The organism is Ectothiorhodospiraceae bacterium BW-2 (genome assembly GCA_008375315.1).
Classification (GTDB): domain Bacteria; phylum Pseudomonadota; class Gammaproteobacteria; order Thiohalomonadales; family Thiohalomonadaceae; genus BW-2.
Genome location: CP032507.1, coordinates 2672110 through 2696835, shown reverse-complemented (window position 1 = coordinate 2696835; position 24726 = coordinate 2672110). Strand labels below are relative to the sequence as shown.

Below are 24726 nucleotides of genomic sequence, written 5' to 3'. Positions count from 1 at the left end.
TCTTACCCTCGGTTAACTTCGGTTTGGTTCATACTATCCCACAATAGGCGTGAATCGATCGAATTGGCCGCTACCATCGTCAATACGACCACAGCGGCAAATAGCTCCAGCCCTAGCCCCGGCACCACTGCCGCCAACGGCTGAAACTGTACTAGGGTCGTTAAGATCGCCACCACAAACACATCCAGCATCGACCAGCGACCGATAAACTCGACCAGACGGTGGAGCCTTAGCCGCTGCCGCGCCGACACTTGGGCGTGGAGCTGAATCGACAGCAGCAGATAGCCCAGTACCATAAATTTTAGTAGCGGAATCGCGACACTGGCCAAAAATACCACGCCCGCGACCAGATAGGAACCGTGCTGCCATAGAATAGCCACCCCCTCAATAATAGAGGCCTCATCGCTGCGCCCTAGTGAGGTGGTCTGCATCATCGGATAGAGATTCGCTGGCAGATAGAGCACCATCGCGGCGAGAAGCCAACCCCACGCTCGTTGTAGTGAGTTAGGCTTGCGCGAATAGAGCGGTTTATGGCAGTGGCCGCAGCGCACCCCGCCCTCGATCGAGGCGATCTGCGCCGCCTCATAGAGGCGATTACAGCCGCTACAAGCGATAAGAGCGGCACGGCGGGCTGTCACAGCTTGCGCCATAACGCCTCGTGGTTAATCAGCGTCTCAGCCCACACTTGGGCGATAATAAAGCCGACAAAGGCGAACAGCGCCCCCCCCAAAATCACCTCACCCATCACCGCTAGCTTCACCAGCGCCACCACCACACCTAGTAGATAGATTTCGTGCATCGTCCAAGGTGCCACCTCCTCGGTCAGATGCCACACCCGTCGCCACGCCGGTAGCGCCCAGCCACTCTCTGCCGCCCAGAGAACATAGATGAGCCCAATCACTCGCATCAGCGGCAGAATGAGCAAAATCATGGCGACAAAGAGCGACAACGGTGGATTATAGTTGGTATAGAGCGCCACTACCGCCGAGACCAGGTGCATCTCACGCGCCATCGATCCCACCTCTAGAGTTATTAAGGGCAGACTACTAGCCAGCAGTAGCAGCAGCAGCGAGGCAAATAGCAGCGGCAGAGCGCGTTGGTGGCCATCGTCATCACGGTAGAGCAGCGAGTGGCAGCGACAGCAGTGAGCACTCTGCCCAGGTTGCAGAGGCTGACGCCGCTGGAGTAGATCACAATAGCGACAGGCGATGAGTTGCGATAGCTCACGGCTCATCAATGACCCTCCTCTCTACCCGAGGGGTGAGCCGACAGGTTAGCTCATAGCCGATGGTGCCGCAGCTATTCGCTAGCCGCTCTAGCGGATAGCCTTCGCCCCATAACACCACCCGCTCACCGATGTTAGGGGCGGAGCAGTCGGTTAAATCGATCACGATCATATCCATCGACACCCGCCCTAGTAGCGCAACGCTCTGCCCCCTAAAACCGACCCGACTCCCTGAGGGGGCGTGACGCGGATAGCCATCACCATAACCGATACCGACCACGCCGATAGTGGTCTCCCGTTCACAGCGCCAGCTAGAGCCGTAGCCGATCGTCGCCCCCGCCGATAGCCGTTTCATCGCGATAAGCGGTGCTGTGAGGCTCATAACGGGGCGTAACTGGTGGGCGCTGCCCTCACTACCGAGCATCGGTGAGATACCGTAGAGCATAATGCCAGGTCGCACCCAGTCACCCTGATAGTCTGGCCAAGCGATCACAGCCGCCGAATTAGCGCAGGAGGTGACGACCGCTCCCCCTTTCACTCGGTGTTGAGCAACAATCGTTTGCTGAAACTGCCGCCACTGTGCCGCAGTTCCCTCATGGTCGCTAGCATCGGCATTGGCGTAGTGGGTCATCCACCCTGCCAGCGTTACGTGAGGTAGAGCCGTTAATTGACGATAGATTGAGGCCACTTCGGTCGGTAAAAAGCCGAGCCGCCCCATGCCGCTATCGATTTTAAGCCAAATGGTGGCCGGCGCTTGGCGCTTGAGTGCCGCTAGCTGGTGTCGCTGGTGAACGACTGGGGTTAATCGAGCCGCTAGCGCCTGCCGTAACTCTTCGTCATCGTGACACCCCTCTAGCAGCAAAATAGCTCTCTCCCGATAGTGGTGGCGCAGTGTCAGCCCCTCCTCCAGTGTCGCGACGGCGAAACCATCGGCCTCTGTCAGCCCTCTGGCCACATTGAGTAGCCCATGGCCATAGCCATCGGCTTTAACCACCGCCCAGATCCGCCGTCCGGGGGCAAAGGCGCGTACCCGCTGTAGATTGTGGCGTAGCGCCGCTAACGAAATGGTTGCCACTACCCGTTGCATCGCCTACTCATGGTAGTAGTCGTCATAGCTCTTCGTGGTCAGATTTTCGAAACGGGTATGCTCGTGCAAAAAAGAGAGCCTGACTGTTCCTATCGGGCCGTTGCGCTGCTTGCCGATAATAATCTCCGCCACACCGCTCTCTTTCGTATCTTCGTTATAGACCTCATCGCGATAGACAAAGGCGATCAGATCGGCATCTTGCTCAATCGCCCCCGACTCGCGTAGATCGGACATAATCGGCCGCTTATTCGGACGATTTTCGAGGCTGCGGTTGAGCTGCGACAGCGCAATCACCGGCACACCGAGCTCTTTGGCCAGATTCTTGAGCGATCTCGATATCTCCGATAGCTCAGTCGCCCGATTCTCCTGTCTATTGTCGCTCCCCTGCATTAACTGTAGATAGTCGATCACGATTAGCCCTAACCCGTGCTCACGACTGAGACGCCGCGCCTTTGCCCGCAGCTCGGTCGGCGAGAGGCCAGAGGTGTCATCGATAAAAATCGGTGCCTCATTCAGCATCGCAATTGCCGAAGTAATCCTAGGCCAATCCTCGTCACTCAACGCGCCGGTACGCAGATTTTTCAGATTAATCCGCCCTAGAGAGGCGATCATCCGCATCACAATCTGCTCCCCCGGCATCTCTAGCGAGAAGATAGCGACCGGTTTTTTGCCCTTAATCGCCGCATTTTCGGCGATATTCATCGCAAAACTGGTCTTCCCCATCGAAGGGCGGCCGGCAATAATCACCAAATCGGCCGGTTGTAACCCCGAAGTCTGCCCATCAAAGTCATCAAAACCGGTCGCGATGCCGGTAATATTTTCGCTGCTAGCGTAGAGCTCCTCAATGCGCTCTAACGCCCCAGCGAGCAGCTTCTTCATCGGCTGAAATGAGGAGCGATTTTTAGTGGTCTGTTCGGCGATCTCAAACACCCGCCGCTCGGCATCATCGAGAATAGTCTCCACCGACCCATCGACATTGGTAAAGACGCTGTCGGCGATCTCATTGGCAACCCGAATAAGCTGCCGCTTCACCGATCGTTCGCGCACAATATTGGCATAGGCGACAATATTGGTCACCGAGGGGGTGGAGGAGACTAGGTTGCTCAAATAGCTCACGCCGCCGATATCATCGAGCTGCTGCCGCTTTTGCAGATATTCGGAGATAGTAATCGCATCAAACGGCTGGTTAGTGCGGGCTAACCCCTCAATAGCGGCAAAGATTAGCCGATGGTCGTAGCGGTAGAAATCTTCGCCGCCGACCAGATCGGCCACCCTATCCCAGCTCTGGTTATCGAGCAGCAGCCCCCCCAATAGCGACTGCTCCGCCTCAGCGGAGTGGGGGGGGGTTTTCAGCGCTTCGGTCTGATAATCGACCACAGGATAACCTAGCGACTTTTGAACAGTCGCTGTTTCTCCCTCGCCCAGTCACGATCCTGCTCTACCTGCCGCTTATCATGACCCTGTTTGCCTCGCGCTAGACCGATATCGGCTTTGACCCGCCCCTTGCTCCAGTAGAGCGACAGGGCGACGAGGGTATAGCCTCGCCGCTCCACCGCCCCCCGTAACTTATCGATTTCGCGCCGATGGAGCAGCAGCTTACGGGTGCGGGTCGCATCGGGCTGAATATGGGTTGAGGCCGAGAGTAGTGGCGTGATGAGCGATCCGAGTAGCCACGCCTCATCCGCTTTAATAATCACATAGCTATCGACTAGCTGACACTTACCAGCACGAAGGCTCTTCACCTCCCACCCCTCAAGCGCCAAGCCCGCTTCGTAGTTCTCTTCAATAAAGTAGTCAAACCGCGCCTTTCTATTTTGCGCGATGGTTGCCGAATTGTTTGTCGTCGAAGTTTTTTTCTTTGCCATAGTCGAATAGTATGCCTTGCTGCAAAATCGTTAGGCTCAAAACAGCGCAGGCCGCAACATGGCGGCCTGGTGTGACACTAGGGTTTCGAGCGCTACTCGGGCACAACAGCTACCGTTAATGGCTGATCGATATCGCCATGCAGATGGAGAATGACCTCATGCTCGCCAAGAGAGCGCAGACTATTCTCCCCCGCCGGCATCCGGACTTGGCGTCTATCGATCTCAATGCCGGCACGCTGCACCGCTTCGGCAACATCGTTCGCCGAGACCGAACCGAATAGCTTACCCTCGCCACCGGCGCGTACCGCGATAGAGACACTCCCGAGGGAGGCCACCTTATCGGCTAACGACTGGGCTGCCGCCTGCTCATCGGCCGCTCGCTTCTCTAACTCAGCGCGACGCGCCTGAAACTTCTCAATATTGGCCTTAGTCGCCATAATCGCCCTACCCGAAGGGATAAGAAAATTACGCGCATAGCCCGGTTTAACTCTCACCTGCTCACCTAGAGCGCCCAAATTACGAATCTTCTGTAGAAGAATAATCTCCATGATATACCTCAAAAAAATATACTATTTAGCGGCAGTAGCTACGGGGAATCCGAGTTTGGCCCCTGCCAAAATTTTCTAAAATCGAACCAGTTATCCACCAACCCAGCCAACGCTAGCAGTAGCACTATCTGCGGCATCGCTAACAGAAGCAGCAGATAGAGTCCCACCAACCACCAGCGACTCGCGCCATGCTGTCTCACTAAGGCGTGCACCACAGCCAGCCCTTGGGTGGCAAATACCACTGCTGCCATCATCAGCAGACTCTGTAGTAGCTCCGAGCCACTCACCAAGGCCACTAGCACCACCCCAGCGGTCATACCCGCCACGCCCCTACCGAGGGTAATCGCCCGAAATTCGGCACCGAACCCCCCGGGGTTAAACAGCAGCGACTGCCACCAGCGCCCCAGCATCACGCCACCGACGATGTGCATTAAGAGCGTCACCACCAAAAGCGCATTCATAAAGGGCGCTAGTAGCGCCACCCCCTGCTCCAGTTGCGCCAGATCTATCTCAGCTGTCGCGATCTGAGCTAAGAGCTCATGCAGTATCGGCAACAGCGTCTGCTGCCACCAGAGAGAGGGCTCACCTGCCATCGCTCCGTGGAGCAGCAGCAGAAACAGCCCCCCCATGCCTAGCGCGTGCAGTAGCAGCGGTGACTGCCCTGGTCGCAGTCGCAGACGGTAGGCGAGCCACCAGACCGGAAACCAGAGCAGCAGTAGATAGAGTAGCGCTGGGGTGAGGCTACCTAGCGTTAGCTGCGACAGCAGCGCCATCGCCACCGTCGCCCCCACCATAACCATCACACCACCACGCACCCCCTGTCGCAGCGTGACCAGACTGAGGGCGGCACTACTAAAGTAGCTCAACGGCAGAAACAGCAGCGACAGCATCCCGGTAACACAGGTCACCAGAATCGCTTGAGCGCTCCCTTTTAGGGTATAGTCAGCGAGAAACTTCATCTATCTACGATCTTAAATTTTTAAGACTAGGCTGGTCGGCGAGATAACGGATAGACTACTCGTGCGCGTCCGAGTAGGGCAGCAGGGCGAGAAAACGAGCCCGCTTAATGGCGGTAGCGAGCTGGCGCTGATATTTAGCCTTAGTGCCGGTAATCCGACTCGGAACAATTTTGCCCGATTCGGTAATATAGTTACGCAGGGTATTCAAATCTTTGTAGTCGATTTCGGTAACCCCATCGGCGGTGAAGCGGCAAAACTTGCGGCGGCGAAAGAAACGAGCCATAAATAAAATCCTCTTAAATTATCACTAAATATTGGTCGAACAAGGTCGGTAGCGCTAAAGCGGCTACTCGTCCTCATCCTCCTCATCCCGACTATCGAGATCGTTATTGGAGCGGCGCGGCTCCTCCTCGTCCCCCTGCTTCAGAATAAAGGAGGGCTCGGTGACCGCCTGCTTCATTTTGAGGATCATGTTACGAATGATGGCATCATTAAAACGAAAGCTCGCTTCGAGCTCCTTCATCGTCTCAATTGAGCACTCGACATTTAACAGAATGTAGTGAGCTTTATGGACTTTTTTGATCGGATAGGCGAGTTGACGCCGTCCCCAATCCTCTTGGCGATGGATCTCGCCCCCCTCTTTCTCAATCATGCCGCGATAGCGCTCTAGCATCGCCGGCACCTGCTCACTCTGATCCGGATGGACCAAAAAGACAATTTCATAATGTTGCATAGTTACCCCTTTCGGTTTCAACAGCCCCGCAACCGGAGCAAGGAGAGACGCTATCAACCCGTTCGATAGCGAAGCGGGCGATTATAGCGACTTAAGCGGCGCTAGACAATCACCTTGACCCACACCCAAAGAGTCGGTAAGAATAGCCGCCTCTCTAAAAACAGGAGTTTTGGCCATGCGCTCTATCCGTCTTATTCTTAAACCGCTCATGTCTCTCTACGAAAAGGTGACCCTCCCTACCCCAATAACTCGCAGCGAGGGCGAGCAGCAGCAGATTGATACCCGCACCCACCGCTTAACCCTCTACCAATTTCAGCTCTGCCCCTTCTGCATTAAGGTTCGTCGCACCATCCACCGGCTTAATCTCAAGATCGAACAACGCAACGCCAATGAGAGTGAACAGTATCGACAGGAGCTGATTCAGGGCGGCGGTAAGTGGCAGACCCCCTGTCTGCGAATTGAAGAGGATAACGGCGAGACGAGGTGGCTCTATGAGTCCGATGCCATTATCGACTACCTACAGCAGCAGTTTGCCAATTAGCTAATGAACCGCGACAAACGGCGGCAGATATTTACCCTGCTGCAGCAGCAGACCCCTAACCCCACCACCGAGCTTAACTACCGCTCCCCATTCGAGTTGCTCATTGCGGTGATTCTCTCTGCCCAAGCGACCGATGTCAGTGTTAACCGAGCGACAGCCAGCCTGTTTCAGATCGCCAACACCCCACAGGCGCTACTCGATTTGGGGGAGGCGGGGCTAAAAGAGCAGATCAAGAGCATCGGCCTTTTTAACACCAAAGCGGCCAATATCCTCAAGACTTGTCGCTTGCTGTTAGAGCGCCACCAAGGTGAAGTCCCGAACCACCGTGAAGCACTGGAGGCGCTACCGGGTGTCGGGCGCAAAACGGCCAGCGTGGTTCTAAATACCGCTTTTGGACAGCCGACCATTGCGGTCGATACCCACATCTTCCGAGTCTCTAACCGTACCGGTCTGGCTCCGGGAGAGACGGTCATTGAGGTCGAGAGGCGGCTCCTCAAATCGGTTCCGGCACAGTTTAGACAGCACGCCCACCACTGGCTGATTCTGCACGGTCGTTACACCTGCACCGCTCGTCAACCTCGATGCGGTCACTGTTTAATTGCGCCGCTGTGCGACTACAACGATAAGCCCACAGAGCACTAAACTGACCGTGAGGCACTGCACTATTATGGTGCAAAAAAGAGTCGCTATCGCGGGCAGTTATCTCACTCTCCCCCTCGCCTCCCCCCTTGCACCACAATCTAAAGCAGTGAATGCGCTATAATGGTGCGCTCTACCATTGCGGCCAATCCAAGCCGTTGTTATAAAACAACTTTATTCATGGCATACAAGTTGCTTTAGAGGCAATAGTGGTCACCTCCAAGGTCGGAGTGGCTATTTTTTCCAAGCGGTTGGTTACCCTGAATAACTCGGTTACCGACACCCCAATCACTCTACAATGGAGTGCAATCTCATTCGGAGGACTATAGATGAAACTGATTACAGCAATTATTAAACCCTTCAAAATCGATGATGTGCGTGAGGCACTATCCGAAATCGGTGTGCAGGGTATTACTGTCGTCGAAGTTAAAGGTTTCGGGCGCCAAAAGGGGCATACAGAGCTCTATCGCGGTGCCGAATATGTGGTTGACTTTCTTCCCAAAGTCAAAATTGAGGCAGCGGTCACGGCTGAGCTAGTCGATCAGGTCGTCGAAGCGATTCGCAACGCCGCCAATACCGGCAAAATCGGTGATGGCAAAATTTTTGTCACCCCGCTAGAGCAGGTCATTCGCATCCGTACCGGTGAAACCGGTAAAGACGCCATCTAACGGTAAGAGAGGATAACCCAATGGTAGAGAATCAAATTTTTGAACTTCAGTACGCTATCGACACCTTCTATTTTCTGGTGATGGGAGCGCTAGTTATGTGGATGGCCGCCGGTTTTGCCATGCTTGAGGCAGGCCTAGTACGCGCCAAAAATACCGCCGAAATTTTAACCAAAAATGTGGCGCTGTTCGCCATCGCCTGTACCGCTTATATGGTCGTCGGTTACGACATTATGTATGGCGGCGGCCTGTTTTTGCACAACATCGCCCTTGATGGCGCGGCAACAGCCGATGGGCTAACCGCGGCGGTCATTAAAGAGTCGGCAGAGGCCGGTTTTGGCGGCAGTTCAGTCTATGCTAACGCCTCCGACTTCTTCTTTCAGGTCGTTTTTGTCGCCACCGCGATGTCTATCGTCTCTGGGGCCGTGGCCGAGCGGATGAAGCTGTGGGCATTTTTGCTCTTTGCAGTGGTGATGACCGCCTTTATCTACCCGATGGAGGGCTCTTGGACTTGGGGGGGCAACGCCGTCTTCGGCCTCTTCTCACTCGGTGACGACTTTGGCTTCTCCGACTTCGCCGGCTCCGGTATTGTCCACATGGCCGGTGCCGCAGCCGCCCTTGCCGGTGTGCTGCTGCTAGGTGCTCGTAAAGGCAAATATAGCGCAGATGGGTCGATTCGTGCCATTCCCGGCGCTAATCTGCCACTAGCCACACTCGGTACCTTTATCCTCTGGATGGGTTGGTTCGGCTTTAATGGCGGTTCGGTACTGAAGTTAGGCGATGCGGCGAGTGCTAACGCTGTTGCCATGGTCTTCTTAAATACTAACGCCGCCGCTGCCGGTGGTCTGATTGTTTCCCTGCTCACAGCCAGAATGCTCTTTGGCAAGGCCGATCTGACCATGGCGCTTAACGGTGCCCTAGCGGGTCTGGTCGCCATTACAGCCGAGCCCTCCACCCCCACGCCATTAACTGCCACCCTCATTGGTGCCGTTGGCGGTCTGATTGTGGTCTTCTCGATTATTACGCTCGATAAGATGAGAATCGATGATCCGGTCGGTGCTATTTCGGTTCACGGTGTGGTGGGGCTCTGGGGGCTACTCGCTGTACCGTTAACCAATGAGGGGGCTAGCTTTATCGGCCAGCTGGTCGGTGCCGCCACTATCTTTGTCTGGGTGTTTGGGGTCAGCTTTATCACCTGGTTTGCCATTAAGATGGTGATGGGGATCCGCGTCTCCGAAGAGGAGGAGTACGAAGGTGTCGATGTCGGCGAGTGCGGCATGGAGGCCTACCCAGAGTTTACTCAGGGTCGCCACCAATAACTCCCTCTCCCCTAACAAGGCGCCTTCGGGCGCCTTTTTTAACGAGAACCTCTAGCCCGTACTAACTGCGGCGGTTTAGGATCGTCCACCACCTGACGCAGATAGTGGTTAACCACCTCCGGCCCCCTTACGGCCCCGATCTCGGCAAGACGCTGCCACTGCCGCCGCTGAATTGCCTCGCCTACCCGCACCGAGAGCCCCGGTTGCGACTCATAAATAAACCGACTAGCAATATAGTCGCGACTATTGACCTCCTGCTGCTGCTCAAAGGCTTGCCACAGTACCGGATCGTGTGGCGCAATCAGATGGAGCTGCTCCTGACAGCGAGTGATCGCGACATACCAGAGCCGCCGCTCCTCCTCAATATTGCACTGTGCGCGGGGAAACACCCCCTGCTTTAGCTGCGGTAGTACCAGACAGGGCCACTCTAGCCCCTTACTTTGGTGAATAGTCGTTAACAACAACCCCTGTGACTGTTGTGATAGCTGCTGCTGCAGTTGTTGAAACAGCACCACCGCAGCCTCAACAGTGAGCTGGCGCACGGCAATAAACTGAATAAACTGTTCAACAGCGGTCAAACGCTCCTCGGCCACCGTCGCTGTGGTGGCGAGTTTAGTCATGGCAGCTAGAATATCGTTCTGCTGCAGATAGTGTCGTAGTAGCGTCGCCGCCGACTGCTCCGCGCCATTCACCACTCGACTCTGCTGTTGCAGCCAGAGCAGCCGCTGCAAAAACTTCTCCCGCGCAAACGGGTGGCGCACCTCGTCAACTAGGGGCCATAGCTGTTCAAAATTGCCCTCACGACACGCCAAATTGATCTGATGCTGCAACCGACGACGATCTATCGTCACCGCCGGCTGGGTGAGTAGCTGCAGTAGCTGCTCCTCCTGACCTTTCTGGAGTAGCCGTCCGGTTACTAACTGCAACACCGCCAACAGACTGTTCAGCACCCCGAAGGAGAAGACCGAGGGGATTCGTCGCAGCCGTAGGGGGATCCCAGCGGCCATCAAATTGAGGGTATCGACCACCGCCATCGCTCCAAAACGGTAGAGTACCGCCATCTGCTCTAAAGGACGACTCTCGCTCCAGCGCTGCACAATCTCGATAAGAGCTGCCGAATCGCCCTGCTGCGGATGGAGCTGTAGCGTAATATCACGACTCTCAGGCGGAGAGAGGGAGAAGGTCGGCTCCCGCTCTTGATTATGGCTAATGGCATGGTTCGCTAGCAGCGACAGCGTATGACCATAACGAAAGGTGGTATCGAGACGATAACTCTTCGCGTCAGGATAGCTCGCCTGAAACTCCCGCAGCAGAAACCTAGGCCGAGAGCCGCGCCACTCATAGATACACTGATCCACATCCCCGACCACAACCAGCCGCGCCCGCTGCCCCACAATCAGCCGAATCAGGGCAATCTGAATCTCATTCACATCCTGAAACTCATCCACCAATACCACCTCCATGCGATTAGCCACCTGCTGCTGTAGCGCCTCATCGGCCATGATTAGCTTCACCGGCTCCCAAATCTGATCGGTATAGGTGCGGATCTGCTGTTGCTGGCGCAGCGACTCGAAGTGATCAAAAGCGACGGCAAACCCCTCATCAAACTGATAGGACTCACACACCTTAGCCGCCGATTTTAGTGTCGATTTAGCCAGCAGAATATAGTTCAAAAAGGCGTCCATTACCTCCTTATCCCACACCTCGCTGCTTTTATTGCCGTAGTGGGCTATCAACGCCTCACGCGCTATCCGCTCCAGAAGATAGCTATCGGTCTCCAACCGCCGCTGCGGCAGAGAGCCAGAGCGCTCCAACCAACGAGTCAAACGCTCGCCCATACTATTAAAAGTACGCACATCGGGCAGAAGAGCCATCGGCCCCAATCGCTGCTGTAGCCGCTGCAAGAAGGCGTTACGGGCATCGACATTAAACATCACCACCAAAATATGGTGGGGCGAGACCCCCTGTTTTAGCGTGTGACAAAGGTGCCCTAACAGGGTAGCCGTCTTACCGGAACCGGCAACCGCCACCACCTTCGCATGGCCCTGGCCGTGGTGGATCACCTCGGCCTGTTGACGGGTAAACTGCAACGGCTAGTTCGACTTTAGTTTATCGACTAAAAAGATCAGCACCATCGATCCGATGACAGCAATCACCAGCGAGCCGACAATACCACCGACAATAAAGCCGATAATTTTAAAGATAATGCCACCGATGACCGCCCCCACCATCCCAATTAGAATATATTGCCACGGCGCATAACCGCGCTTTTTCATCATTCGACTGGCGAGCCAACCGGCGACTCCCCCCAAAATCATATAGATTAACAGTGATGACAGTGTGCCCATTTCAAACTCCTTTACGACTCATCATCCCCTAGATAGAGCGCCTGATAGAGTACATAGTAGCGGTTAATATTACTCACATAGGCCACAGTCTCTTGGCCAATATGTTTTAGTGCTGCAAACTCGACATGGCGAAACCAGCGGTTCGGGTTTAGCCCCATCTTCTCCGCCTCCTTGCGCAGACGATTTATTTTCGCCGGCCCGGCGTTATAGGCAGCGAGGGCCAGTCGAATCTGATCTCGCGGTCGAATAGCCTCATCACTAAAGTAGTTATCGCGCAGCAGCGCCAGATACTTCACGCCAGCGTGAATATTGGCCTCTACCGATGAGATATCGTCAATCGCAATTCGTCTATCAGCTGCGGTCGAGGGGAGCAGTTGCATCACCCCTACCGCACCGGCCGGGCTCACAGTCTCGTGGTTTAGGCGCGACTCCTGAAAGGCTTGAGCTAAAATCAGTAACCAGTCGATACCATACTCGGCGGCGTAGTGCTTCATCACCGCCTTATAGTCGGCAATCTTCTGCCAAGTCTCGACATCGGTCGGATCTTGCAGATTTTTACTATTTTGGTAGTACTGCTTAAAGTAGAGGTTGCCGTGCAGCGCCCCTTTTTTACGGGTCTGGAGAAAGCGGTTCAGACTCTGTAACAACTCTGGACTCTGTTGACGCACCATCCAAGCGATCTCGCCCCCCTCACGCAACACAAGCTGGGGATGGATCACAATATTGGGCAGTATCTTCGCCCAAATAGAGGCTAAATGGCTATCGGCGACGGTATAGGCGAGGCTGCCACTATTGACCAGCTCTAAAATCTGCTCAGTCTCCATCTCCTCACCGGCAGGCAGAATCTGCACCGGCGCTAGTTTTTGTTGGCGCAAAGTCTGATTTAGCTGCTGCAACGAGGCGAAGTAACTGCTACTCGGACGAACCATCACCGGCACTCCTGCCAAATCTTGCAGTGACTGCGGTGGGGTGATCTGGTGATGGGTCACAACCACCTCATCGATCTCCCTTAAATAGGGGATGGTAAAATCGACCTCGGCTAATCTCTCCGGCGTAATCGTTAAGCCGGCGGCGGCAATATCGCCATACCCCGCTACCAGCTTCGGCAACAGCTCCTCGCGTGAGACCGGAATAAACTCCAGCACCATCTTTAACCCCTTTTGGTGGTGGTGCTGATTAAGATAGTCCTGATAGTCGCGCAGCAGCGAATACTCGAACCCGGCTAGCTCCCCCTCCGAGAGATAGAAATTAGTCCGATTTACCGTTGTTAAGACCCGAATATAGCGCCGCTGTAGCAGAGCGGGCAGATCTTCAGTGTACTGCTCCTGCAGATGGAGATTAAGCGGCAACGGCTCGACCACTTCCGTCTCTCCCTCCTCAGCTAGCGCCAACATAGGCAGCAACAGCCCCCATAGCGCCGTTTTTAGCAACAGACCCACAATGCCCCCCTTTGCAATACAAAAAAAACCCGCCTTTAACGGCGGGTTGCGATTATAGCAGAAGAGAGTGATGGGGATCAGGCGGCTATCGCCATCGGCGCAAATCGCTCCTTAGCAAGCTGAGCCTGCTCCGCCTCCTCAGGTGAGTAGGCAGCGCCTGACCAGAGCACCTCATAGGCGATCTCCTCATTGCCATTTTCGCACAGCGCCAACACCTCTTTGAACAGCGGCTGAAAGCTATCTGAGCGGTGGGAGGCCTCATGCTCCTCAAATGAGCGCCAAAAGGTGATAATCAGCGCCTCGCGACCCCTATCAGATGAGGCGATCGGTTGACCTATCGTTGATCCCTCATTAGAGATCATGCCGGTATTTAAAGAGACAAAGCCGCCGATAAATCCGCTGGTAGAGTGGTAAGTTTTCACATTTTCACACAGCATAGCGACTCGCTCTTGCAGATCATCCATCGTGTACTCTGGCTTCAGTACCACCCGATTAATCGTGACGACACCATCATGAGGGAAACCGTTAATCAATTGATTGGCCATCTTGTACCTCCATTAGTCTATTCGCAGTTAATAACCAACTTATTTACTAAGGTATTATCACTATCTGCCATTTTCAACAGCTATTGAGCCATTTTGTGAACTATCTCTCAGTGACAGCGCTAAAAATAGGCGCAACAAAGGGCTCCCATTTTGCCGCACTTCATGTATAATGCTGCGCTCAGTCGGGGCGTAGCGCAGCCTGGTAGCGCACCACAATGGGGTTGTGGGGGTCGGAGGTTCAAATCCTCTCGCCCCGACCAAATCAAAATTCGGCGACATTCGCCACTCTAAATGAAGCCCGCACCATAGCGGGTTTTTGAAAAACCTGAACCTCAACAGGTCAATGGCCGCTCGCTTGTTAAGCCGCCACGATAGACGGTGTCAGAGTCACATGAATCACTGATTGGGTAGGGCTGATATTTTTGGTAGATAGTCAAAGCATTGTGAATGATCAGCGGTGTCTGGTGGTCTTGCAAAATCCGGAGTTATACCGTTAGAAAATCGCGGTTTGGGCTGTCAGGAAGAGGAAATAGGCGGCTCTGGTGCGAAGTTATACGGATCTGTTTAATAACTTGTTATGCGCAAAAGAAATCGTAGAGAAGCATGCCGGCATCCTTGCCACCCCCACAAACTTAACGCTACAATTTCCGGATGCAGCACTACACCTCACACCCACTCACCCCACAACGCCGCCGCCAATGGCACCGGCTCTTTGGCCTGATGGTACAACAACAATGTCACGACAGCCCGTACCGGGTAGAAGTAGAAGTTGATGTGGCCAAAGTGCCGCAATTTCTCGATGTCGTCGTGATCGAACAGACTGAAGCGAGCGACTGGCCCGGAGCTGCCACCCTGCCCGATGGCCTGACACAGCTACAGCGTTACAACCTGATGACCTTTAAATCGCACCACGAATCACTCACCGACTGGTCAATTAAAGAGCTGATAGGTTACTATGTCAGCTATCGTAAACAGCTGAGCGAAGCGGGCAAACGGCCACCACAAAGCGACTTCGGACTCTATGCTGTTAGCCACCACTATCCACAAAAACTGGCCAACTACCTGACCGCCGATCATAAAACCGGCATCTACCAACTCCAGTGGGGCAGTGATACGATACAACTTATCGTTTTAAGCCAAATTGACACTGCCCCTCGTAATGATCTGTGGCACCTATTTAGCCACCAAATCGAACGGGTACGCCAGGCGAGCCAACGCTACCGGCAACACCCCAATGAGATCATCTATGGCGTAGTACAGCAACTACTAGAGATATACAGTGAAGAGGAACCCGACATGGCCTATACCTTAGAGCAATTTACCAAAGAGTTTGTCGCTGACCACCTTAACCTGCTATCAGCGGACGAAGTATTACAGCGCTACTCGCCGGATGAAGTATTACAGCGCTACTCGCCGGATGAAATAGCCGAACACCTCAGCTCCGAAGCGCTACAGCAGCTACTGTTACGGCTGCAACAGAAAAAACAGAATAATTGGGGTGAATAATTGGGGTCATGAATACTAATCAAAAAGGGCTGACGCTTTTTTAGCCCTACCCAACCGCTCACTTACTCCCCCTTCCGCCACTCCCAAGGCCGCTGCTGCCCCCCCTTCAACCGCCCAACCCCCCAATTTAGCCGCCCGAGCCTCCCTCTCAGCCGCAAAATACCCCGCATCACCACAATATTCAGCATAAACCGCCGCCATTCCCGCCGATGTCGATCACTTCTTCCCCCACAAACTGAAACAGTGCGACGACGGCAAGCCGATTGATGGCGTGGCCAACTTAGTGCTGGCCTGTACCGACTGCAATCGCGGCGCACAAGACAAATTTGACCAAATCCCCGCGCTACCGCTGCTGGAACGGCTCCACACCCGTAACGAGTACCTGATTAGCTCCCACCACCCGCTGCGGGAGACCCTCATCGCCCAAACCGGTGCTAGCCGTGAAAAGCGGCAGGCTTACCTGCAAGATGCTTACAACTGCGCTACGGTGTTTACTGGTAGCTGGCAGAAGTGGCAGCCGAGGGCGGAGGGAGTGACAGTTTTTTAAGGTTTAGGTGGAGGTTGGGTAACTTGCTGTGGATTTAGGCTGGACATGGGATGCGGGGTTGATATACTTGGTGGAATGGAATGTGTAGGGGGGAATGAGGCCGAATTAAGGTTTAATTCTACTCTGACCCTATTTATTTATTACAAAGGCAAAAACTTAATTTTAAGGAATCTAAAATGGCTAAGGCAACTTCGTTTAGTGAAGTATTGGATGCGGTCGATCACCTATCACTTGATGAACAAGAATCTTTAATTGATGTTGTTCGTCATCGTATAGCAGAGTATCGCCGTCAAGAAATTTCTTCACTTATATCATCTGCTCGTAAAGAGTACCAACAAGGCAAATTATCTCCTGAAACACCACAGGATATAATGAATTCAATTTTGTCATGAACAGGCTGTTGATAAAATCTACTGCATTTGTACGAACTGCAAAGCGCGTATTAAAGAAGAATCCAAATTTAGCAGTGGATATTCAAACAACGCTGGAATTGCTTTCTGAAGATGCTTTTCATCCATCATTGAAAACACACAAGCTGAAAGGGAATTTTGAAGGTTCATGGGCTTGTAGTGTTGCTTATGATTTGAGAATCATTTTTGAGTTTGTTCAGCATGATGAAGATGAAGCAATCTTGTTGGAAGCAATAGGTTCACATGATGAAGTCTATTAACTAATTTATCCTAACTTAGCCATCCACCCGACCGCTTCCGCTACGCTCCAGCGTCGGCTGATGGCAAGCGTTAGCCCCTTAAAACAACCACCTGCCAGTAGTAAAAAAACCAATGGAGACAGAATGGTAAAGAAGAAAGAAGTACCAGAAGAATCACTGGAAAAACAGCTTTGGAAATCGGCTGACAAGTTGCGCAAAAACATTGATGCGGCTGAGTATAAACATGTTGTCTTGGGTTTGATTTTTCTTAAATATATTTCTGATGCCTTTGAGGAGCTATACGCTCAATTACAAGCAGGTGAAGGCGAATTTGCTGGGGCTGACCCCGAAGACAAGGATGAATACAAAGCCGAGAATGTATTTTTTGTACCAGCAGATGCTCGCTGGTCACATCTGCAAGCCCATGCAAAACAACCGACGATTGGCAAAACCGTTGATGAGGCAATGGATGCTATCGAAAAGGAAAATACCTCATTAAAAGGCGTGCTTCCAAAAGTCTACGCCAGACAGAATCTTGATCCGACCAGTTTAGGTGAGCTTATCGACCTGATTGGCAATATTGCCTTGGGGGATGCCAAGTCTCGCAGTGCCGATGTGTTGGGGCATGTGTTTGAATATTTCCTTGGCGAATTTGCCTTGGCAGAAGGTAAAAAAGGTGGGCAATTCTATACACCGAGAAGTGTCGTTGAATTATTGGTGGAAATGCTCGAACCCTATCAAGGGCGGGTGCTTGACCCTTGCTGTGGTTCAGGCGGGATGTTTGTGCAGTCAGAAGAATTTGTATCCGAACATCGAGGCAAAATAAACGATATTTCCATTTACGGGCAGGAGAGCAACCAGACCACTTGGCGACTAGCAAAAATGAATTTGGCCATTCGGGGTATTGATAGCTCACAAGTCAAATGGAATAACGAAGGCTCATTTTTAAATGATGCCCATAAAGACCTGAAAGCCGATTACATTATCGCCAATCCTCCGTTTAATGTCAGCGACTGGAGCGGCGATCTACTGCGTAAAGATGGGCGCTGGCAATACGGCACACCGCCTACAGGCAATGCCAACTACGCATGGATACAGCACTTTATCTACCACCTTGCCCCTAGTGGACAAGCAGGCTTTGTGTTGGCAAAAGGGGCGTTGACCTCCAAAACATCGGGCGAAGGTGATATACGAGCCGCCTTGGTTGAAGCGGGATTGATCGATTGCATTGTCAACCTGCCTGCCAAACTGTTTTTAAATACCCAAATCCCCGCCTCACTGTGGTTTTTGAGCCGTAACCGTGCCAATGGCAAGTTTCGTAATCGCACCCATGAAATTCTGTTTATTGATGCCCGCAATAGGGGGCATTTAATCAACCGCCGAACCCGTGAGCTGTCTGCTGAGGATATACAAACCATTGCAGGCACTTATCACAACTGGCGCAATCCTGAAGGTGATTATGAGGATGTCAAAGGCTTTTGTCATGCCGCACCCATTGAACGAGTCAAAGAGCTGGATTATGTGCTGACCCCAGGGCGGTATGTGGGCTTGGCAGAGGAAGAGGATGATTTTGATTTTGCCGAACGGTTTGCCAGTTTAAAAGCCGAGTTTGAAGGACAGTTAAAAGAAGAAGCCGAACTCAATCAGCGGATTTTGGAGAATCTGGCGAAGGTGAAAGTTGATGGCTAAGAAAAAAGAACACCCCCCAATACAACCCCCTGCTGAATACCAAAAGTTGTATGCAGAGCTCAGGCAACTGATTACTAATGCAAAATCAACGGTTGTTAGGCAGGTCAATCAGATATTGACCGTTACTTATTGGCAGATTGGTAAACAGATTCAAACGCAGGTTTTGGACGATAACCGTGCAGAATACGGTAAGCAAACCATGAAACAACTCGCTCAGCAATTAACTGGAGAGTTTGGCAAAGGCTTTACTTACTCATCCTTGACCCGCATGGTGAAATTTTATCTGTCATTCGATGATGAAAAGATTGTTGCGACACTGTCACAACAATTGAGCTGGTCTCATTTTGTTGAGCTAATCAAACTCGACAACGGTATTCAACGTGAATTTTACACCCAGATGAGCAGCCATGAGGGCTGGTCAGTCCGCACCCTGCGACAACGCATGGACGGCATGTTATTTGAACGCAGTGCCATTGCCAAACAGCCCGAACAAGTCATCCGGCAAGCATTGGCAAACTTGGGTAATGAGCAACAACAATCCCTTTAGCTGCATTTAAAAGACCCTTACCTACTCGATTTTCTCGATCTACAGGACAACTTCAGCGAAAAAGATTTAGAAAATGCCATTTTGCATAAACTGGAACAGTTCATACTGGAACTCGGCAGTGACTTTGCTTTTATGGCGCGGCAAAAACGCCTGCAAATCGGTGGCAATGACTATTATCTGGACTTACTGTTCTATCACCGCAGCTTAAAGCGTTTGGTGTTGATTGAACTCAAGCTCGGTGAATTTAAGCCCGAATACAAAGGGCAAGTTGAGCTGTATCTCAAATGGCTGGCAAAACACGAACAACAAGCTGACGAAAACCCACCGATTGCGATTTTATTATGCAGCAGCAAAGATCAGGAAGTGGTCGAACTGATGGAACTGGAACAGGATGATATTCATATCTCGGAATACTGGTTGAAGCTGCCATCAAAAGAAGTATTGCAAGCGAAGTTGCATAAAGCGATTGAGGAAGCAGAATTGAGATTGGAGGTTGGGGATGAGTGAGTGGTTGGAATATCGTTTGGGAGACGTTGGTACTTTTTCATATGGAAAAATGCCAAAAAAAGAAGCATTGAATACCGGTATTTACCCAACTTTTTCTGGATACAAGTACCAATATTTTTACCCCGAATTCAACTGTAGTAAAAATGATCTGATTGTTGTAGCGAGAGGAGTTGGTGGAACAGGTGATGTGAAAATAGTAAAAGAAAAATGTTACCTAACAAACCTTTCCCTGAAAATGGATTTCGATAAAGAAACTGTAAATAGCAAATTTATCTATTATTACTACAATATCGAAACATTAAGGTATTTAGATAGTGGTTCAGCACAATCTCAAATTACTATTACTGACTTAAGTAATGCATACATTACTCTCCCACCCCTCCCCGAACAAAAAGCCATAGCTGAGGTACTAAGCAGTTTAGACGACAAAATCGACCTACTCCACCGCCAGAACAAAACCCTTGAACAAATGGCTGAAACGCTGTTTCGGCAGTGGTTTGTGGAAGAGGCTGGGGAGGATTGGGAGGAAGGAGTGCTTTCTGAAGAGTTTGACTTCACAATGGGGCAATCTCCACCAGGGGGTTCATTTAATGAAGCAGGTATTGGAATACCTATGTTTCAAGGTAATGCTGATTTTGGTTTTCGTTTTCCAACTGAGCGAATTTTTACAACCGAACAAAAAAGACTAGCTAAACCCTTTGATACGCTTATCAGCGTAAGAGCTCCTGTAGGTGCTCAAAATATGGCAGAACAAGAATGCTGTATTGGTCGGGGTGTGGCAGCATTTCGGTATAAAGATAATCACGAATTTTATACATATACATACTTTAAACTTGAATCTTTGATGGAAGAAATAAAGAAATTCAACGATGAGGGAACAGTGTTTGGCTCTATCAGCAAGGGAGATTTTCAGAAAATGGAAGTCGTAATACCACCTGAAGATTTGGTGAGCAAGTTTGAGTCTGAGGTTAAACCAATTAATGACAAGGTAATAAAGAATTGCCGACAAATCCGTACCCTCGAATCCCTCCGCGACACACTCCTCCCCAAACTCATGAGCGGTGAAATACGGGTCAATCTATCCGCAGAGGCACTATGAGTTACCGCCCACCCTTTACCCTGACAGATGAAATCATCGATTTGCTTGCCAAGGTCTCTCATGCTTTAGGCCGATTGGATCATTTACAACATAGCCCCCAAGCTATTCAACTGCGAAAAATCAGCCAGATTAAGACCATTACCGGCACGTTGCAGATTGAGGGCAATACGCTGAATGAACAACAGATTACCGCTGTATTGGAAGGTAAAACGGTACTGGCACCGATGCGAGAAATCAGCGAGGCTCAGGGGGCTATTTTATTGTACCAACAGGCGGATAGCTTCAATTACCAAAATCAGGAACACTTATTACAAGCCCATCGGTTGCTGATGGGAGATTTACTCAACCGTGCGGGGCAGTATCGTCATAAGGCAGTCGGTGTTTATGGTGCAGAAGGGGTGGGTCATATCGCCCCCCCTGCCAATCAGGTTTCCGGCTTGATGGCTGAATTGTTTGACTGGCTAAACACCACCACAACGCACCCGTTAATCAGCAGCAGCGTGTTTCATTATGAGTTTGAATTTATTCATCCGTTTGAAGACGGCAATGGTCGCATGGGGCGTTTTTGGCAGTATCTGATGCTAAATCACTGGAACGCCGTGTTTTCCCTTATTCCCGTTGAAAATATGATTAAAAGCAAACAGCAAGATTATTACAAGGCACTGGAGCAATCAGGGGCAGCGGGTGAAAGTACGCTATTTATCGTTTACATGTGTCAAACTATTTTGGCTGCCATCTCCTCGTTACCGATCAGCGACCAAGTAAGCGACCAAGTAAGCGACCAAGTAAAAAAAATGCTTACTGTATTGCCAGATGACTGGTTAAGTGCAGCGGAAATCATGCAGTTATTAGGCTTGTCCCATAAGCCAACATTCAGAAAGAATTATCTTGAACCTGCTTTGAAGCAGCACTCCATTGAGATGCAATATCCTGATAGCCCTCGTAGCCCCAAACAAAAATACAGGAAGCATTCTATATGACCCGAATCACCGAAAACACCATTGAAACCTTTTGTATTGAATTGCTGGAAAAGCAGGGCTACGAATACATTTACGCCCCTGATATTGCCCCTGATAGCGACAATCCACTACGCAATGATTTTGATGATGTTTTATTATCTTCTCGTTTGTCGGATGCGGTTGACAGAATCAACCCGACCATTCCCCTTGAAGCGCGGCAGGAAGCTATCAAAGAGATCTCCCGCATTCACTCCCCTGAATTACTCAGCAATAACGAGCGCTTCCATCGACTACTCACCGAAGGGGTAAAAGTGAGTTATCAAAAAGATGGCAACCAAAGAGGTGATCTGGTGTGGCTGGTGGATTTTGCTAACCCAGAAAACAATGATTTTGTGGTGGCAAACCAGTTGACCGTGATTGAAAACGGGGTGAATAAACGCCCTGATGTGGTGCTGTTTGTGAATGGCTTGCCGTTGGTGGTGATTGAGCTTAAAAATGCCGCCGATGAAAACGCCACGATTAAATCGGCTTTCAAACAGCTACAAACCTATAAACAAGCCATTCCCAGCCTGTTTACCTATAACGGCTTGATGATTATTTCCGATGGTCTTGAGGCGAAGGCAGGCGCATTGTCGGCAGGACTCAGCCGTTTTATGAGCTGGAAAACGGCTGATGGCAAGATCGAGGCCTCGAATCTGGTCAGCCGGTTGGAAACCTTGATTAAAGGGATGCTGGCGAAAGAAACCCTGCTGGATTTGATTCGTCATTTTATTGTGTTTGAGAAGTCTAAAACCGAAGATCCAAAAACAGGTGTGGTGACGATTGAAACGGTAAAAAAACTGGCGGCCTACCATCAATACTATGCGGTCAACCGTGCGGTGGAATCGACCTTACGGGCAACTGGGCATACGCTGGGCTTCTCTGATAAAGACAGGCAAACGCCTGTTAGTCAGGTAATGGAAGACCCTGCCAGTTATGGTGTGGCGGGCGTAAAAAGCCAGCCCAAAGGCGACCGTAAAGGCGGTGTGGTGTGGCACACCCAAGGGAGTGGCAAGTCTTTATCCATGGTTTTCTATACGGGTAAGATTGTACTGGCATTGGATAATCCTACTATTTTAATGATTACGGATCGCAACGATCTGGATGATCAGCTGTTTGATACTTTTGCTGCCTCAACGCAACTGTTACGCCAGGAACCCAAACAGGTAGAGAACCGCGATCAACTCAAAGAGTTATTACAGGTTGCCTCGGGTGGGGTAATATTTTCCACCATTCAAAAATTTCAGCCGGATGAGGGTAATGTGTTTGATACCTTATCGGCTCGGGAAAATATTGTGGTGATTGCCGACGAAGCACACCGCACCCAGTATGGATTTAAGGCAAAAACCGTTGATGACAAGGACGAACAAGGTAATGTGGTGGGTAAAAAAGTCGTTTATGGCTTTGCTAAGTATATGCGCGATGCCTTGCCCAATGCGACCTATCTTGGCTTTACGGGTACGCCGATAGAAAGTACCGACACCAATACGCCTGCGGTATTTGGCAATTATATTGATGTTTATGATATTGCCCAAGCCGTTGAAGATGGGGCAACGGTGCGTATCTATTATGAAAGCCGTTTAGCCAAAGTCAATTTAAGCGAAGAAGGCAAACAACTGGTTGCCAATTTAGATACAGGGCTGGATGACGAACTGGCACAAGATGATCTGACTGAAACACAAAAAGCCAAAGCCAAGTGGACACAGCTAGAAGCGTTGATTGGCAGTGAAAATCGCATCAAAAATATTGCCAAGGATATTGTTAGCCATTTTGACCAACGCCAAGAAGCGTTTGATGGCAAGGGCATGATTGTCTCCATGAGTCGCCGTATTGCTGCTGAACTCTATGCCCAAATCATCAAAATAAAACCTGACTGGCATTCGGATGATTTGGATAAAGGGGTGATTAAAGTGGTGATGACCTCCAGCTCATCGGATGGTCCTGAAATTGCCAAACATCACACGACCAAAACACAAAGAAAGACCTTGGCAGACAGGATGAAACATCCTGATGATCCTTTGAAGTTGGTGATTGTGCGGGATATGTGGCTGACTGGATTTGACGCACCGAGTTTGCACACCCTTTATATTGATAAGCCGATGAAAGGGCATAATCTGATGCAGGCGATTGCACGGGTTAATCGGGTTTATAAGGATAAACCAGGTGGCTTGATTGTGGACTATTTGGGAATAGCCTCTGACTTGAAAAAAGCCCTCTCTTTTTATTCTGACGCGGGTGGCAAAGGCGACCCCACTATCCTGCAAAAACAAGCGGTAGAGTTAATGCTAGAAAAACTTGAAGTGGTTTCTCAGCTTTTTCATGGTTTTGCTTACGAGAATTATTTTTCTGCTGATACGGCGCAAAAGCTATCGCTCATTTTAGCGGCGGAAGACCATATTTTAGGCTTGGAAAATGGCAAAAAACGTTTTGTCAATGAAGTCAATGGTTTATCCAAAGCCTTTGCTATTGCAATACCGCATGATCAGGCAATGGACATTAAAGATGAGGTGGCATTTTTTCAGGCGGTAAAGGCGCGTCTGGTCAAATTTGATAGCACTGGAACAGGGCGAAGCGATGAAGAGATAGAAACCACCATTAGGCAAGTCATAGATAAGGCATTGGTTTCTGAGCAAGTGGTTGATGTGTTTGATGCGGCAGGGATTAAAAAGCCTGATATTTCCATTCTATCAGAAGAGTTTTTGTTAGAACTTAAAGGCATGGAGCATAAGAATGTTGCTTTAGAAGTCTTGAAGAAGTTACTCAATGATGAATTAAAATCTCGCTCAAGAAAAAATTTGGTAAAAAGCAAGTCATTGATGGAGATGCTGGAAAATGCCATCAAAAAATACCACAATAAAGTGTTAACTGCTGCTGAGGTCATGGATGAGCTGATTAAGTTGAGCAAAGAAATTATTAACATGGATGATGAAGCTAGCGAACTTGGGTTAACCGAATTTGAGTATGCTTTTTATACGGCAGTTGCCGATAATAAAAGTGCTAAAGAGCTGATGCAACACGATAAATTAAGAGAACTGGCTGTGGTTTTAACGGAGCGTGTAAAACAAAACGCTTCTATAGACTGGACAATAAAAGAAAGCGTTCGAGCCAAACTGAAAGTGATAATTAAGCGCACACTTAGGCAGTATGGGTATCCACCTGATATGCAAAAGTTGGCAACAGAAACGGTGCTGAAACAAGCAGAGCTTATTGCAAATGAGTTCACAGTTAATGCCTAGAAGGGCTAACAAACGCATGCACTCGGACAAAATAA

Annotated in this window: 26 protein-coding genes, 1 tRNA gene and 1 pseudogene; 14 read left to right on the top strand and 14 right to left on the bottom strand. The window is 50.7% G+C overall.

All coding sequences use genetic code 11. From position 1 onward, the window contains the following. Positions 1-2: 2 nt before the first annotated feature. The 9 genes from D5085_12980 to D5085_12940 all read right to left on the bottom strand — a co-directional run bounded on the left by D5085_12980 (position 3) and on the right by D5085_12940 (position 6417). A complete protein-coding gene (locus tag D5085_12980) occupies positions 3-650 on the bottom strand; it encodes a paraquat-inducible membrane protein A (protein QEP43950.1) in 648 nt (215 codons plus the stop codon). Next, positions 635-1234 (bottom strand): paraquat-inducible protein A, encoded by a 600-nt coding sequence (locus tag D5085_12975; protein QEP43949.1) that lies wholly within the window; start codon positions 1232-1234, stop codon positions 635-637. Before D5085_12975 ends, D5085_12980 begins: the two co-directional genes overlap by 16 nt. Then, positions 1224-2312 carry an alanine racemase gene (gene alr, locus D5085_12970; GenBank protein ID QEP43948.1) on the bottom strand — a complete coding sequence of 363 codons (1089 nt, stop codon included), beginning with the start codon at positions 2310-2312 and terminating at the stop codon, positions 1224-1226. The genes D5085_12975 and alr overlap by 11 nt, the downstream gene beginning before the upstream one ends. A 3-nt stretch (positions 2313-2315) precedes the next feature. Beyond that, a complete protein-coding gene (gene dnaB / locus D5085_12965; GenBank protein ID QEP43947.1) occupies positions 2316-3689 on the bottom strand; it encodes a replicative DNA helicase in 1374 nt (457 codons plus the stop codon). 8 nt (positions 3690-3697) lie between these two features. Continuing rightward, positions 3698-4177: an SsrA-binding protein SmpB gene (gene smpB, locus D5085_12960; protein ID QEP43946.1), complete on the bottom strand. Its 480-nt coding sequence runs from the start codon at positions 4175-4177 to the stop codon at positions 3698-3700. A 92-nt stretch (positions 4178-4269) separates the two neighbouring features. After that, positions 4270-4725 carry a 50S ribosomal protein L9 gene (locus D5085_12955; protein ID QEP43945.1) on the bottom strand — a complete coding sequence of 152 codons (456 nt, stop codon included), beginning with the start codon at positions 4723-4725 and terminating at the stop codon, positions 4270-4272. Between the two features lie 38 nt (positions 4726-4763). Beyond that, positions 4764-5684 (bottom strand): hypothetical protein, encoded by a 921-nt coding sequence (locus tag D5085_12950; protein QEP43944.1) that lies wholly within the window; start codon positions 5682-5684, stop codon positions 4764-4766. 55 nt (positions 5685-5739) lie between these two features. Continuing rightward, entirely contained in the window at positions 5740-5967 is a 228-nt protein-coding gene (gene rpsR, locus D5085_12945; protein ID QEP43943.1) for a 30S ribosomal protein S18, read from the bottom strand. A gap of 63 nt (positions 5968-6030) precedes the next feature. Then, complete coding sequence (locus D5085_12940; protein ID QEP43942.1) at positions 6031-6417, bottom strand: 30S ribosomal protein S6; 387 nt, start codon at positions 6415-6417, stop codon at positions 6031-6033. A gap of 175 nt (positions 6418-6592) precedes the next feature. Between D5085_12940 and D5085_12935 the strand changes: the two genes are divergently transcribed. The 4 genes from D5085_12935 to D5085_12920 all read left to right on the top strand — a co-directional run bounded on the left by D5085_12935 (position 6593) and on the right by D5085_12920 (position 9581). After that, positions 6593-6958: a glutaredoxin gene (locus D5085_12935; protein QEP43941.1), complete on the top strand. Its 366-nt coding sequence runs from the start codon at positions 6593-6595 to the stop codon at positions 6956-6958. Positions 6959-6961: 3 nt separating this feature from the next. Continuing rightward, positions 6962-7600, top strand: coding sequence for an endonuclease III (gene nth, locus D5085_12930; GenBank protein ID QEP43940.1), 639 nt, complete (start codon positions 6962-6964; stop codon positions 7598-7600). A gap of 326 nt (positions 7601-7926) precedes the next feature. Continuing rightward, complete coding sequence (locus tag D5085_12925) at positions 7927-8265, top strand: P-II family nitrogen regulator (protein ID QEP43939.1); 339 nt, start codon at positions 7927-7929, stop codon at positions 8263-8265. Positions 8266-8285: 20 nt separating this feature from the next. Further along, on the top strand, positions 8286-9581 hold the full coding sequence (locus tag D5085_12920) for an ammonium transporter (protein ID QEP43938.1): 1296 nt from the start codon (positions 8286-8288) through the stop codon (positions 9579-9581). 38 nt (positions 9582-9619) lie between these two features. Here D5085_12920 and D5085_12915 read toward each other — a convergent pair whose 3' ends face one another. The 4 genes from D5085_12915 to D5085_12900 form a co-directional block, all read right to left on the bottom strand. Beyond that, positions 9620-11671 (bottom strand): ATP-dependent helicase, encoded by a 2052-nt coding sequence (locus tag D5085_12915; protein ID QEP43937.1) that lies wholly within the window; start codon positions 11669-11671, stop codon positions 9620-9622. Between the two features lie 3 nt (positions 11672-11674). Then, positions 11675-11929, bottom strand: coding sequence for a GlsB/YeaQ/YmgE family stress response membrane protein (locus D5085_12910; protein QEP43936.1), 255 nt, complete (start codon positions 11927-11929; stop codon positions 11675-11677). Between the two features lie 11 nt (positions 11930-11940). Beyond that, positions 11941-13323 carry a lytic transglycosylase F gene (locus tag D5085_12905; GenBank protein ID QEP45157.1) on the bottom strand — a complete coding sequence of 461 codons (1383 nt, stop codon included), beginning with the start codon at positions 13321-13323 and terminating at the stop codon, positions 11941-11943. Between the two features lie 122 nt (positions 13324-13445). Then, positions 13446-13913, bottom strand: coding sequence for a ligand-binding protein SH3 (locus D5085_12900; GenBank protein ID QEP43935.1), 468 nt, complete (start codon positions 13911-13913; stop codon positions 13446-13448). Positions 13914-14096: 183 nt separating this feature from the next. Between D5085_12900 and D5085_12895 the strand changes: the two genes are divergently transcribed. Further along, positions 14097-14173 (top strand) — tRNA-Pro (locus tag D5085_12895). A 391-nt stretch (positions 14174-14564) separates the two neighbouring features. Beyond that, positions 14565-15419 carry a hypothetical protein gene (locus D5085_12890; protein ID QEP43934.1) on the top strand — a complete coding sequence of 285 codons (855 nt, stop codon included), beginning with the start codon at positions 14565-14567 and terminating at the stop codon, positions 15417-15419. Between the two features lie 15 nt (positions 15420-15434). On the opposite strand, the gene D5085_12885 is transcribed toward D5085_12890, so the two are convergent. Further along, on the bottom strand, positions 15435-15620 hold the full coding sequence (locus D5085_12885; protein QEP43933.1) for a hypothetical protein: 186 nt from the start codon (positions 15618-15620) through the stop codon (positions 15435-15437). Here D5085_12885 and D5085_12880 point away from each other — a divergent pair. From D5085_12880 to D5085_12845, 8 genes and pseudogenes are all read left to right on the top strand, one after another. Then, entirely contained in the window at positions 15619-15966 is a 348-nt protein-coding gene (locus D5085_12880) for a hypothetical protein (GenBank protein QEP43932.1), read from the top strand. The two genes, D5085_12885 and D5085_12880, sit on opposite strands and share 2 nt — an antisense overlap. Before the next feature lie 176 nt (positions 15967-16142). Further along, entirely contained in the window at positions 16143-16358 is a 216-nt protein-coding gene (locus D5085_12875) for a hypothetical protein (GenBank protein QEP43931.1), read from the top strand. Further along, on the top strand, positions 16355-16636 hold the full coding sequence (locus D5085_12870) for a type II toxin-antitoxin system mRNA interferase toxin, RelE/StbE family (GenBank protein ID QEP43930.1): 282 nt from the start codon (positions 16355-16357) through the stop codon (positions 16634-16636). Before D5085_12875 ends, D5085_12870 begins: the two co-directional genes overlap by 4 nt. 123 nt (positions 16637-16759) lie before the next feature. Next, positions 16760-18304 carry an SAM-dependent DNA methyltransferase gene (locus D5085_12865; GenBank protein QEP43929.1) on the top strand — a complete coding sequence of 515 codons (1545 nt, stop codon included), beginning with the start codon at positions 16760-16762 and terminating at the stop codon, positions 18302-18304. Next, positions 18297-19358 (top strand): annotated as a pseudogene (locus D5085_12860) (DUF1016 domain-containing protein). The gene D5085_12865 and the pseudogene D5085_12860 overlap by 8 nt, the downstream one beginning before the upstream one ends. Then, entirely contained in the window at positions 19351-20457 is a 1107-nt protein-coding gene (locus D5085_12855; protein ID QEP43928.1) for a restriction endonuclease subunit S, read from the top strand. Before D5085_12860 ends, D5085_12855 begins: the two are co-directional and overlap by 8 nt. Beyond that, entirely contained in the window at positions 20454-21437 is a 984-nt protein-coding gene (locus D5085_12850) for a Fic family protein (protein QEP43927.1), read from the top strand. Before D5085_12855 ends, D5085_12850 begins: the two co-directional genes overlap by 4 nt. Then, positions 21434-24691 (top strand): type I restriction endonuclease subunit R, encoded by a 3258-nt coding sequence (locus tag D5085_12845; protein QEP43926.1) that lies wholly within the window; start codon positions 21434-21436, stop codon positions 24689-24691. The genes D5085_12850 and D5085_12845 overlap by 4 nt, the downstream gene beginning before the upstream one ends. Positions 24692-24726 lie beyond the last annotated feature (35 nt).

Bases quoted from the DNA above. Each gene is read 5' to 3' on its own strand.
- D5085_12980 (QEP43950.1), bottom strand. From the start codon at position 650: ATGGCGCAAGCTGTGACAGCCCGCCGTGCCGCTCTTATCGCTTGTAGC.
- D5085_12870 (QEP43930.1), top strand. From the start codon at position 16,355: ATGAACAGGCTGTTGATAAAATCTACTGCATTTGTACGAACTGCAAAG.
- D5085_12845 (QEP43926.1), top strand. From the start codon at position 21,434: ATGACCCGAATCACCGAAAACACCATTGAAACCTTTTGTATTGAATTG.
- D5085_12935 (QEP43941.1), top strand. From the start codon at position 6,593: ATGCGCTCTATCCGTCTTATTCTTAAACCGCTCATGTCTCTCTACGAA.
- D5085_12955 (QEP43945.1), bottom strand. From the start codon at position 4,725: ATGGAGATTATTCTTCTACAGAAGATTCGTAATTTGGGCGCTCTAGGT.
- nth (QEP43940.1), top strand. From the start codon at position 6,962: ATGAACCGCGACAAACGGCGGCAGATATTTACCCTGCTGCAGCAGCAG.
- D5085_12900 (QEP43935.1), bottom strand. From the start codon at position 13,913: ATGGCCAATCAATTGATTAACGGTTTCCCTCATGATGGTGTCGTCACG.
- D5085_12855 (QEP43928.1), top strand. From the start codon at position 19,351: ATGAGTGAGTGGTTGGAATATCGTTTGGGAGACGTTGGTACTTTTTCA.
- D5085_12975 (QEP43949.1), bottom strand. From the start codon at position 1,234: ATGAGCCGTGAGCTATCGCAACTCATCGCCTGTCGCTATTGTGATCTA.
- D5085_12865 (QEP43929.1), top strand. From the start codon at position 16,760: ATGGTAAAGAAGAAAGAAGTACCAGAAGAATCACTGGAAAAACAGCTT.
- D5085_12875 (QEP43931.1), top strand. From the start codon at position 16,143: ATGGCTAAGGCAACTTCGTTTAGTGAAGTATTGGATGCGGTCGATCAC.
- D5085_12920 (QEP43938.1), top strand. From the start codon at position 8,286: ATGGTAGAGAATCAAATTTTTGAACTTCAGTACGCTATCGACACCTTC.
- D5085_12885 (QEP43933.1), bottom strand. From the start codon at position 15,620: ATGGCGGCGGTTTATGCTGAATATTGTGGTGATGCGGGGTATTTTGCG.
- D5085_12940 (QEP43942.1), bottom strand. From the start codon at position 6,417: ATGCAACATTATGAAATTGTCTTTTTGGTCCATCCGGATCAGAGTGAG.
- rpsR (QEP43943.1), bottom strand. From the start codon at position 5,967: ATGGCTCGTTTCTTTCGCCGCCGCAAGTTTTGCCGCTTCACCGCCGAT.
- D5085_12890 (QEP43934.1), top strand. From the start codon at position 14,565: ATGCAGCACTACACCTCACACCCACTCACCCCACAACGCCGCCGCCAA.
- D5085_12905 (QEP45157.1), bottom strand. From the start codon at position 13,323: ATGTTGGCGCTAGCTGAGGAGGGAGAGACGGAAGTGGTCGAGCCGTTG.
- D5085_12925 (QEP43939.1), top strand. From the start codon at position 7,927: ATGAAACTGATTACAGCAATTATTAAACCCTTCAAAATCGATGATGTG.
- D5085_12850 (QEP43927.1), top strand. From the start codon at position 20,454: ATGAGTTACCGCCCACCCTTTACCCTGACAGATGAAATCATCGATTTG.
- smpB (QEP43946.1), bottom strand. From the start codon at position 4,177: ATGGCAAAGAAAAAAACTTCGACGACAAACAATTCGGCAACCATCGCG.
- alr (QEP43948.1), bottom strand. From the start codon at position 2,312: ATGCAACGGGTAGTGGCAACCATTTCGTTAGCGGCGCTACGCCACAAT.
- D5085_12910 (QEP43936.1), bottom strand. From the start codon at position 11,929: ATGGGCACACTGTCATCACTGTTAATCTATATGATTTTGGGGGGAGTC.
- D5085_12950 (QEP43944.1), bottom strand. From the start codon at position 5,684: ATGAAGTTTCTCGCTGACTATACCCTAAAAGGGAGCGCTCAAGCGATT.